This is a genomic window from Streptomyces botrytidirepellens (genome assembly GCF_003721215.1).
Lineage (GTDB): Bacteria > Actinomycetota > Actinomycetes > Streptomycetales > Streptomycetaceae > Streptomyces > Streptomyces himastatinicus.
Genome location: NZ_RIBZ01000008.1, coordinates 1 through 11,795, shown reverse-complemented (window position 1 = coordinate 11,795; position 11,795 = coordinate 1). Strand labels below are relative to the sequence as shown.

The window sequence follows — 11,795 nt, the reverse complement described above, 5'->3', positions numbered from 1 at the left end:
GCGAGCGTCGCCTACCGGCAGCCGGTGCTCGCCGCCGTCAGTACGGTCACCGGTGAGCCGGTCGGTGAAGAGGACTGGGCGACGGCTGACTACTGGGTGGATCAGGTCCGTCGGCCGGTCCGTTTCCACGAGGCTCTTGAGAGCGCCACCGGTACACAGAATGTGAGTCGGCTGCTGGAGGTCGGACCCGACCCGGTACTGACCAGCCTGGCGCAGGCCGCGACGGAGGCCTCTGCCGCATCGGTGCTGCGGAAGGGCCGCGCGGAGGCCGAGTCCGTACTCGTCGCGGTGGCGGAGATGTTCGTACGCGGCGCGAAGCTGGACTGGGCCGCGGTGTTCGCGGGGACCGGTGCCCGGCGGGTGGAGCTGCCGACCTACGCGTTCCAGCGCGAACGGTACTGGCTGGACAACCCGCGCCCGGCGATCGACACCAGCGGGCTGGGGCTCGGCGCGGCCGGGCACCCCATGCTGGGCGCCACCGTACGGCTGGCGGACTCGGACACTACGGTCCTGCAATCGCGGCTGTCCGTGGCGAGTCACCCCTGGCTCGCGGACCACGTGGTCGGCAGCTCCATCGTGGTGCCGGGCACCGCCTACGTCGAACTCGCCGTGCAGGCGGGCGACCAGGCCGGCTGCGACCGGGTCGAGGAGCTGACCCTGCGGTCCCCGATGGTGGTGCCGCGCGACGGCGCGGTCCAGGTGCAGATCGCCATCGAGCCCGCGGAAGGCGAAGGCCCGCGGACCGTGCGCATCCACTCCCGCACCGAGGGCGCTCCGGCCGACCGGCCGTGGACCCTCAACGCCACCGGCACCCTGACCGCCGATCAGCCCGCCGCCGACTGGGATCTGCGGGCCTGGCCGCCCGCTGGTGCGGAGCCGATGCCGGTCGACGGGCTCTACGAGCGGCTGGCGGGGACAGGTATGGCCTACGGCCCGGTGTTCCGGGGGCTGCGGGAGGTCTGGCGGCTGGGCGACGACCTGTTCGTGACGGCCGTCCTGCCCGAGGAAGCCAAGGCGGACGCGACCGGCTTCGGGCTGCACCCCGCACTGCTGGACTCCGTCCTGCACGCCCTCGGAGTCGACTACCCGGCGCCGGCACCGGACGAAGCTCACAGCCCTGGCAAGGCGTTGCTGCCGTTCCTGTGGTCCGGCGTATCGCTGTCGGCCGTCGGCGCCCCCGAGGTGCGGGCACAGCTGTCCGTCCGCGCACCGGGTGAGGTCGGACTGCGCGTCGCCGACACGTCCGGTGAGCCCGTCGCCGAGGTCGACGCCCTCGTACTGCGGCCCGTTTCGGCCACCGCCGCGGCCGCCGCGGCTCCGGCCGTCGACAGCCTGTTCCGGCTCGACTGGATCCCCGCCCCCGGCCCCGCAGCCGATCCCGGGGAGCCGAAGGCCTGGACCGTCCTGGGCGACGCGCGGCCATGGCAGGACGCCGGGATCCCGGTGACCGGCCGCGCGGACCTCGCCGAACTCGTCACCGCCCTGGACGGCGGCGCCGACGTTCCCGGCACCGTTCTGCTCCCGGTCACGCGGGCCAGCGGTGCCGGTGCCGAGGCCCGGGTGACCGAGGCCGTGAGCGGCGTGCTCCGCGTCGTACGGGAGTGGCTGGCCGAGCCCCGTCTGGCCACGTCCCGCCTCGCCGTGCTCACCTCGGGCGCCGTCGTCGAGTCCGACGATCTGGCCGGCGCCGGGGTGTGGGGCCTGGTGCGCTCGGCGATCACCGAGAACCCGGGCCGGTTCGTCCTGGCGGATACCGACGGCGAGCAGGCTTCGTACGAGGCGCTGGCCACGAGCCTGACCGATCTCGCCGAGGCGGGTGAGAGCCAGCTCGCGGTGCGGGACGGCCAGGTGCTGCTTCCGCGCGTCGCCCGGATGACCGGGCCCGCGGAGGCCTCGCCCGCATGGCGGGCGGGGGGCACGGTCCTGGTGACCGGTGGCACCGGCGGCCTCGGCGCGCTGGTGGCGCGCCATCTCGCCACCACGCACGGAGTACGGAACCTCCTGCTGCTGTCCCGCCGCGGACCCGACGCCCCCGGCGCGCGGGAACTCCGGCAGGAGCTGGCGGACCTCGGCGCCCGGGCCACGATCGCCGCGTGCGACGTGGCCGATCGCGAGGCGCTGGCCCGGGCACTGGCCGCGATTCCCGAGGACGCGCCGCTCAGCGGCGTGGTGCACACCGCCGGTCTGCTGGACGACGGAGTCATCACCGACCTGACCCCGCAGCGGCTGGCGCGCGTCCTGGCGGCGAAGGCCGAATCGGCCCTGCACCTGCACGAACTGACCCGTGACCGTGAGCTGGACGCGTTCGTCCTCTTCTCCTCGATCTCGGGGATCGTCGGTTCGTCCGGCCAGTCGGCGTACGCGGCGGGCAACGCCGTGCTCGACGCTCTCGCCACGTCCCGGCGGGCCCAGGGCCTGCCGGGCGTGTCGCTGGCGTGGGGCATGTGGGAACACGCCGACGGCATGGGGGGCCGCCTCCGCCACGCCGACATGGCCCGCATGCGCAGGCAGGGCTTCCCCGCCCTCGCCACCGACGACGCGCTCGCACGGCTGGACCTCGCGGCAGGGTCCGGCGAGGCCCTCGTACTGCCCGTCACACTCGACATCACCGCTCTCGCCGCCCGTCGGGACAGCCTGCCCAGCGTGCTGTTCGGGCTCGTCCCGGCCACCCGGCGGCGGCGCGTCGCCGGACAGGCCGCCGAGGGCGACCAGAGCGCGCTGGCACGCAGGCTGCGCGGCCTGCCCGCCGCTGAACAGGACCGGGAGCTGCTTGCGCTGGTGCAGTCGCAGGTCGCGGCGGTATTGGGGCACTCAGCGGCCACGTCGGTCGACCCGGCCAGGGCGTTCACCGACCTCGGTTTCGACTCGCTGACCGCGGTGGACCTGCGCAACCACCTCAACACCGCGAGCGGGCTGCGGCTGCCCGCGACCCTGGTGTTCGACCACCCCAGCCCCGCCGCGCTCGCCGCCTACCTGCGCGAGCAGCTGCTGGGCGCGGAAGCGGAGCGGGAACAGGAGAAGACCGCGGCGGCCGCCGTACGGAGCCGGGGCGCGGCCGACGAGCCCATCGCGATCGTCGGCATCGGCTGCCGCTACCCGGGCGGAGTGACCTCGCCCGAGTCGCTGTGGGACCTCGTGACCTCCGGCGGGGACGGCATCACCCCCTTCCCGGACAACCGCGACTGGGACATCGAGCGGCTCTACGACCTCGACCCGGACCATGCCGGTACCTCGTACGTCCGCGAAGGCGGGTTCCTGCACGATGCCGCCGACTTCGACGCCGAGCTGTTCGGGATCTCGCCGCGTGAGGCCCTGGCCATGGACCCGCAGCAGCGGCTGCTGCTGGAGACCTCCTGGGAGGCGCTGGAGCGCGCCGGAATCGACCCGCACTCGCTGCGCTCCACGGCCACCGGCGTATTCGCGGGACTGATGTACCACGACTACGCGTCGCGGGTGCACGCCGTACCGGACGAGGTCGAGGGCTTCCTCGGCAACGGCAACGCGGGCAGCGTCTTCTCCGGCCGCATCTCCTACGTCTTCGGCTTCGAGGGTCCCGCGGTCACCGTGGACACCGCGTGCTCGTCGTCCCTCGTCTCGCTCCACCTGGCCTGCCAGGCGCTGCGGGCGGGGGAGTGCGACACGGCCCTGGCCGGTGGCGTCACGGTGATGGCCACCCCTGCCACGTTCGTCGAGTTCTCCCGGCAGCGCGGCCTGGCCGCCGACGGCCGGTGCAAGTCCTTCGCCGAGGCGGCGGATGGCACCGGCTGGTCCGAGGGTGCCGGGGTGCTGGTGCTGGAGCGGCTGTCGGAGGCCCGGCGGCGCGGGCACGAGGTGTTGGCGGTGGTGCGCGGGAGCGCGGTCAATCAGGACGGTGCGTCGAATGGTCTGACGGCGCCGAACGGTCCGTCGCAGCAGCGGGTGATCCGTCAGGCGCTGTCCTCGGCGCGGCTCTCGGCGTCCGACGTGGACGCGGTGGAGGCGCACGGCACGGGGACGCGGCTCGGCGACCCGATCGAAGCCCAGGCCCTGCTCGCGGCCTACGGCCAAGCCCGCACCGACGACGAGCCGCTGTGGCTGGGCTCGATCAAGTCGAACATCGGGCACACCCAGGCCGCGGCGGGCGCGGCAGGTGTGATCAAGATGGTGATGGCGCTGCGCGCGGGGCAGTTGCCGCGGACGCTGCACGTGGACGAGCCCTCGTCGCATGTGGACTGGGAAGCCGGAGCGGTCAGGCTGCTGACCGAGGCTCGTGGCTGGCCGCGGGGGGAGCGTCCGCGCCGGGCGGGGGTGTCGTCGTTCGGGATCAGCGGGACCAACGCGCACGTGATCATCGAAGAGGCTCCGGCCGCCCCGGCCGTAGCCGGGGAACGGCCGTCGGCCGACCTGCCGGTGGTGCCGTGGGTGCTGTCGGGCCGGAGCGCGCGGGCGGTGGAGGCACAGGCCGGGCGTCTGGCGGAGTTCCTCGAGGAGCGGGACTCCTCCGCTGTCGACGTGGGCCTTTCGCTGGTGACGACGCGCGCCGCCCTGGAGCACCGCGCGGTGGTGCTGGGCGCCGACGATGCCCTTCGCGCGGGTCTGGCGGACCTGGACGGCCCCTCGGTGGTGTCCGGTGCGGTGTCGGAGGGGCGTGCGGCGTGGATGTTCACGGGTCAGGGCAGTCAGCGGCTGGGTATGGGCCGTGAGTTGTATGGCGTGTTCCCGGTGTTCACGAGGACCCTGGATGAGGTGTGCGGTTTTCTGGACGCGGAGCTTGCGGGCAGGCCGGGGTTTGAGCACTCGTTGCGGGAGGTGTTGTTCGCGGCGGAGGGTTCTGCGGAGGCTGCTCTGCTGGGGGGGACCGGGTATGCGCAGTCGGCGTTGTTCGCGGTGCAGGTGGCGTTGGTGGAGTTGCTGCGGTCGTGGGGTGTGGCGCCGGATGTAGTGGTGGGCCACTCGATCGGCGAGTTCGTCGCGGCGTACGTGGCGGGTGTGTTCGAGCTGGCGGATGCCGCCCGATTGGTGGCGGGTCGTGCGCGGTTGATGCAGGCGCTGCCTTCGGGCGGTGCGATGGCGGCGGTCGAGGGCACCGAGTCCGAGGTCGCCGAGATCCTCGGCGGGTTTGCCGAGGGCGAGCGGGTGGCGGTCGCGGCGGTGAACGGGCCGACCGCGGTGGTGGTCTCCGGTGAGGAGGACGTGGTCGAGCGGGTGATGGCGGTTGCGGGGGAGCGGGGTCGGCGGGTGTCGCGGCTGCGCGTCAGCCACGCTTTCCACTCGCCGTTGATGGAGCCGATGCTGGCGGAGTTCGCCGAGGTCGCGGCGGGTGTCGCCTACCGGCAGCCGGTGCTTCCGGCCGTCAGCACGGTGACGGGTGCCCTTGTCGGTGGGCAGGACTGGGTCACTCCGGAGTATTGGGTGGATCAGGTCCGCCGTCCGGTGCGCTTCCACGACGCGCTGCTGACCGCGACCGGCGAGCAGGGCGCGACCTGGCTCCTGGAGATCGGTCCCGACCCTGTCCTGAGTGCGCTGGCCCAGGCGGGGGCCGAGCCGGCGGTGGCGGTGTCCACTTTGCGTGCGGGCCGGGCCGAGGCCGAGGCTGTGCTGACGGCCGTCGCGGAGCTGTATGTGCGGGGCGCGGGCGTCGACTGGTCCGGCGTGTTCGGGGGGACCGGTGCCCGGCGGGTCGAGCTGCCGACCTACGCGTTCCAGCGCGAACGGTACTGGCTGGAGGCATCGGCTCCGGCCACCGACGCCGACGGCCTCGGTCTCGGCGTGACCGAACATCCGCTGCTGGGCGCGGCCGTGACCGTGGCGGGCTCGGAAACCCTCCTGCTGACGTCCCGCCTCTCGGTGCGGTCCCACCCCTGGCTCGCCGATCACGCGGTCGCGGAATCGATCGTGGTCCCCGGCACCGCGCTCGTCGAACTCGCACTCCAGGCGGGCGACCAGCTCGGCTACGGCCGACTGGACGAACTGACCCTGCGGGCCCCGCTCGTGCTGCCGAAGGACGGCGCGGTGCAGGTGCAGCTCAGCGTGGAGCCGCCCGAGTCCTCCGACGGGAACCCGGACGGAAACGCGGACGAGCAGCGGCGCACGCTGAAGCTGTACGCACGCCCCCAGGACTCCGCGACCGGACAACCGTGGACCTTGCACGCCACCGGCACCCTCGCCGCCGAGCGGCCCGCCGCCGACTGGGATCTGACCGCGTGGCCGCCCCCGGGCGCCGAGCCGGTGCCCACCGACGGGCTGTACGAGCGACTGGCCTCGGCCGGGCTGGCCTACGGACCGGCCTTCCAGGGACTGCGGGACGTCTGGAGGCACGGCGAGGACCTCTTCGTCGAGGCGGCCCTGCCCGAGCCGCTGGCCGGCGACGCTTCGGCGTACGGACTGCACCCGGCGCTGCTCGACACCGTCCTGCACGCCCTGGGACTGCGGGGGCAGGCGGCGGACGGCGCGTCGCTGCCGTTCCTGTGGACGGGCGTGTCGCTGTCCGCCGTCGGCGCCGCCGCCGTACGCGTACACCTGACCGTGCGCGGGACGGGCGAGGTGGGGTTGCGGGTTGCCGACACGGCGGGCGACCCGGTGGCCGAGATCGAGTCGCTGGTGCTGCGTCCGATGTCGCCGGCCGACCTGGCCGGGGCGGACTCGCGGGTCTCCGACAGCCTGTTCCGGCTGGACTGGGTCCCCGCGCCCGCCCCCCTGAGCGGGTCGTCCTCCCCGGTCGGCCGCTGGGCGATCCTGACCGGATCCGACGACACGCGGAACGGCCTGCCCGACGTGGGCGTCGGCGCCTCCCGGTATGCCGACCTCGCCGCGCTGAGCGCGGCCTTGGACACCGGCGCCGAGGTGCCCGACACCGTACTGCTCCCGCTTCACCCCACCGCCGTCGGCACCGAGGCGAGCACGGACGCCAGGGTGACCGCGACCGTCACCGAGGTGCTCGGCATTGTGCGGGACTGGCTGGCGGAGGACCGGCTGGCCGGGTCCCGGCTGGCGGTGCTGACCGAGGACGCCGTCGAGGTCTCCGCCGAAGACGGTGAGGAGCCCGCCAGGACCTCACTCGCGGGCAATGGCGTGGTCGATGTGGCCGGGGCCGGAGTGTGGGGCCTCGTCCGTACGGCGATCAGCGAGAACCCCGACCGGTTCCTCCTCGCCGACACCGATGGCCGCCAGGAGTCCTACCAGGCGCTGGCCGCGCAGCTGCCCGGCCTCGCCGAGGCGGGTGATGCGCAACTGGCCGTACGCCGCGGCCAGGTGTGGCTGCCGAGGGCCGTCCGGATGGCCTCGGGCGGAGTGCTCGTGCCCCCCACGACCCCAGACTCCGGACTGGGCGCCGGACTCGGGTGGCGACTGGACATCGTCGCCCAGGGGCGCCTGGACGGTGTCGCGCTGGTGCGCGAGGACATGCGGCCCCTGCTGCCCGGTCAGGTGCGGGTGGGCGTACGCGCCGCGGGCATCAACTTCCGCGACGTGCTCAACGTGCTGGGCATGTACCCGGGCGACGCGGGCCGCATGGGCCTCGAAGGCGCCGGAGTCATCCTGGAGGTCGGACCCGGCGTGACGAACTGGGCCGTCGGCGACCGCGTCATGGGCATGCTCGACGGCGCCTTCGGCCCCGCCGCGGTCGCCGACGCGCGCATGCTGGCGCGGATTCCGCGCGGCTGGTCCTACGCGCAGGCGGCGTCGGTGCCGATCGTGTACCTCACCGCGTACTACGCCCTGATGGACCTCGCCGGGCTGCGGGCGGGCGAGTCGATCCTCATCCACGCCGCCGCCGGTGGCGTGGGCATGGCCGCCGTGCAGCTCGCACACCACCTGAAGGCCGAGGTCTTCGCGACCGCCAGCCAGGGCAAGTGGCCCACGGTCCGTGAACTCGGTGTCACCGCCGACCACATCGCCTCGTCCCGCACCACCGAGTTCGAGCAGACCTTCTCCCGGGCCACCAACGGTGCCGGCGTGAACGTCGTGCTGGACTGCCTGGCCGGGGAGTTCGTCGACGCGTCCCTGCGCCTGACGCGTCCCGGCGGACGATTCGTGGAGATGGGCAAGACGGACATCCGCGACGCGGACGAGGTCAAGGCCGGCTACCCGGGCGTGTCGTACCAGGCGTTCGACATGATCGAAGCGGGCCCCGACCGGATCGGCGAAATGCTGACCGCGCTGCTCGAGCTGTTCGAACAGGGTGCGCTGCGCCCGATCCCGGTCACCACCTGGGACATCTCACGGGCCCCGGAGGCCCTGCGGTTCCTCGGCCAGGCGAAGCACGTCGGCAAGGTCGTGCTGACCATCCCGGCGCCGTGGCACGAGAGCGGCACCGTCCTGGTGACCGGCGGCACCGGCGGCCTCGGCGCGGTGCTGGCACGCCACCTCGTCACCCGGCACGGGGTCCGGGACCTGCTGCTGCTCTCGCGCCGTGGCGCCGACGCCCCCGGCGCGCGGGAACTCGAAGGGGAACTGACCGCTCTCGGTGCGCGAGTCACCATCACCGCCTGCGACGTCGGCGACCGGGAGGCATTGGCCCGGGCGATCGAGACCATCCCGGAGCAGGCGCCACTCACCGGAGTGATCCACACGGCCGGAGTGCTCGACGATGGGGTGATCACCGGCCTGACCCCGGAGCGGCTGGCCCGGGTCCTGGCCGCCAAGGCCGACTCCGCGCTGCACCTGCACGAACTGACCGCCAAGTCCGACCTGAGCGCCTTCGTGCTGTACTCCTCGATCTCCGGGGTGATCGGCTCCGCGGGACAGGCGGCCTACGCGGCGGGCAACGCGGTTCTGGACGCGCTGGCGGCATCCCGCCGCGCCCAGGGCCTGCCGGGCGTGTCCCTGGCCTGGGGCATGTGGGAGAACACCGACGGCATGGGCGGCCGGCTGGCCGAGGCGGACCTGGACCGCATGCGCCGTCAGGGATTCCCGCCGCTGTCCACCGACGACGCGCTGGCGCTGCTGGACACCGCCCTGCTGGTCAACGAGCCGGTGGCCCTGCCCGTCACCCTGCGGACCACGGCACTGGCCGCGCGACGGGACAGTCTGCCCAGCGTGCTGCACGGCCTGGTGCCGGCCGCACGGCAGCGCCGCACCGCCGGACAGGCGGCCGCGGGCGGAGGCGGGGGCGGGGGTCTGATCCGGCGGCTGCGGGGGCTGCCCCCGCCCGAGCAGGACCGGCTGCTGCTGGAGGTCGTACAGGCCCAGGTGGCCTCGGTGCTGGGACACTCCTCGGCGGCCGCGGTCGACCCCGCCCGGGCGTTCCGGGACCTCGGCTTCGACTCGCTGACGGCGGTTGATCTGCGGAACCGGCTCAACTCGGCCACCGGGCTGCAACTGCCCGCGACGCTGATCTTCGACCACCCGACGCCCGAAGCGCTCGTCCTGGCGTTGCGGGAGAAACTGCTCGCCGACGCCGCTCCGGCTCAACGCACAGCGCACGGTGCCGAGCCGGGCGACGACGGGGTGGACCCGCAGGTGAAGGAGCTCCTGGCGGCGATCCCGATCACCCGGCTGCGGGAGTCCGGCGTGCTGGACATGCTGCGCCGGCTCGCCGAAACCGCCGGAACTGCCGAATCCGCCGACGCCAACGGGGCAGGCGGGAGCGCGGCGGAACCGGCCGCCGAGCGGAGCGAAGCCGAATCCCTCGACTCGATGGGCGCCGACAGCCTCGTACAGCTGGCCCTGAAGCGTGTGAGGCCGATGTAGCCCGGGCGCCAGTGGCGGACAGGTCCGCCACGTCGGCGCGCTCAGGCATCAGTCCATTGGCTTCAGTCCCAGGCTTCAGTTCGCCGTGACCGTGGAGAACGACATGACAACATCCTCCGAAGAACTCGTCCAAGCCCTGCGGGAGTCCCTCAAGGAGAACGACCGGCTCTGGCAGCGCTACCAGGACCTGGTCACCGCGTCACGCGAGCCGATCGCGATCGTGGGCATGGGCTGCCGCTTTCCCGGCGGCGTAGCTTCACCGGAGGCGCTGTGGGAGCTGGTGGCCTCGGCCGGGGACGGCATGTCACCGTTCCCCGCCGACCGTGGCTGGGACCTCCAGGCGCTCGGCGACATCGCCGAGGTGGGCGGGTTCGTGCACGAGGCCCCGCGGTTCGACGCCGAGCTGTTCGGGATCTCCCCGCGCGAGGCCCTCGCCATGGACCCGCAGCAGCGGCTGCTCATGGAGACGTCGTGGGAAGCGCTGGAGCGCGCCGGGATCAACCCCCTGTCGCTGCGCGGCTCGCGGACCGGCGTGTTCTCCGGCGTGTCCGGCAACGGCTACGGCGGGCAGTTGCACGAGGCCGCCACCGAGACCGAGGGCTATCTGCTGACCGGCAGCATCCCGAGCGTCGCCTCGGGCCGGGTCGCCTACTCGCTCGGCTTCGAGGGCCCCGCCGTCACCGTCGACACCGCCTGCTCGTCGGCGCTGGTGGCGCTGCACTTGGCGTGCCAGGCACTACGGGCCGGGGAGTGCACGATGGCGCTCGCGGGCGGCGCCACGGTCATGTCCAACCCCGGCATGTTCCTGGAGTTCGCCCGTCAGGGCGGGCTGGCCGGGGACGGCCGGTGCAAGTCCTTCGCCGAGGCGGCGGACGGCACGGGATGGTCCGAGGGCGCCGGCGTGCTGGTGCTGGAACGGCTGACCGACGCGCGGCGCCTCGGACACGACGTGCTGGCGGTCGTCCGCGGTAGCGCGGTCAACCAGGACGGCGCGTCGAACGGGCTGAGCGCGCCGAACGGCCCCTCCCAGCAGCGCGTGATCCGGCAGGCACTGGAGGCCGCGAACATCTCGGCGGCCGAGGTGGACGCCGTCGAGGCGCACGGCACCGGAACCCGGCTCGGCGACCCCATCGAGGCACAGGCCCTCATGGCCACCTACGGGCAGCAGCGTGACGGCGATCCGCTGTGGCTCGGCTCGGTGAAGTCCAACATCGGTCACACGCAGTGCGCGGCGGGTGTGGCCGGCATCATCAAGATGGTGCTGGCGCTGCGTGAACAGCGACTGCCGCGGACGCTGCACGCCGACGAGCCGTCGTCCCACGTGGACTGGACCGCCGGTGCGGTCCGGCTGCTGGCCGAGGATCGTGGCTGGCCGCAGGGGGAGCGTTCGCGCCGGGCGGGTGTGTCGTCGTTCGGCATCAGCGGGACGAACGCGCACGTCATCGTCGAAGAAGCCCCGGCCGCCGAACCGGCCGTGGTGAAGGAGCAGCCGTCGGCCGACCTGCCGGTGGTGCCGTGGGTGCTGTCGGGCCGGAGCGCGCGGGCGGTGGAGGCACAGGCCGGGCGTCTGGCGGAGTTCCTCGAGGAGCGGGACTCCTCCGCTGTCGACGTGGGCCTTTCGCTGGTGACGACGCGCGCCGCCCTGGAGCACCGCGCGGTGGTGCTGGGCGCCGACGATGCCCTTCGCGCGGGTCTGGCGGACCTGGACGGCCCTTCGGTGGTGTCCGGTGTGGTGTCGGAGGGGCGTACGGGCTGGATGTTCACGGGGCAGGGGAGTCAGCGGCTGGGTATGGGCCGTGAGCTGTATGCCGCCTTCCCGGTGTTCGCGCGGGTCCTGGATGAGGTCTGCGGCCANGGGGCAGGGGAGTCAGCGGCTGGGTATGGGCCGTGAGCTGTATGCCGCCTTCCCGGTGTTCGCGCGGGTCCTGGATGAGGTCTGCGGCCATCTGGACGCGGAGCTTGCGGGCAGGCCGGGGTTTGAGCACTCGTTGCGGGAGGTGTTGTTCGCGGCGGAGGGTTCTGCGGAGGCTGCTCTGCTGGATCGGACCGGGTATGCGCAGTCGGCGTTGTTCGCGGTGCAGGTGGCGTTGGTGGAGTTGCTGCGGTCGTGGGGCATGGGTCCGGAT

1 protein-coding gene and 1 pseudogene are annotated in these 11,795 nt (G+C 73.4%); both read left to right on the top strand.

The features are described 5' to 3' along the window. Positions 1-9,669 (top strand): type I polyketide synthase (locus EEJ42_RS00235; RefSeq protein WP_148081794.1); only part of this gene is annotated, 9,669 nt, incomplete at its 5' end. 103 nt (positions 9,670-9,772) lie between these two features. Continuing rightward, positions 9,773-11,795 (top strand): annotated as a pseudogene (locus tag EEJ42_RS00230) (type I polyketide synthase); the annotation flags it as partial.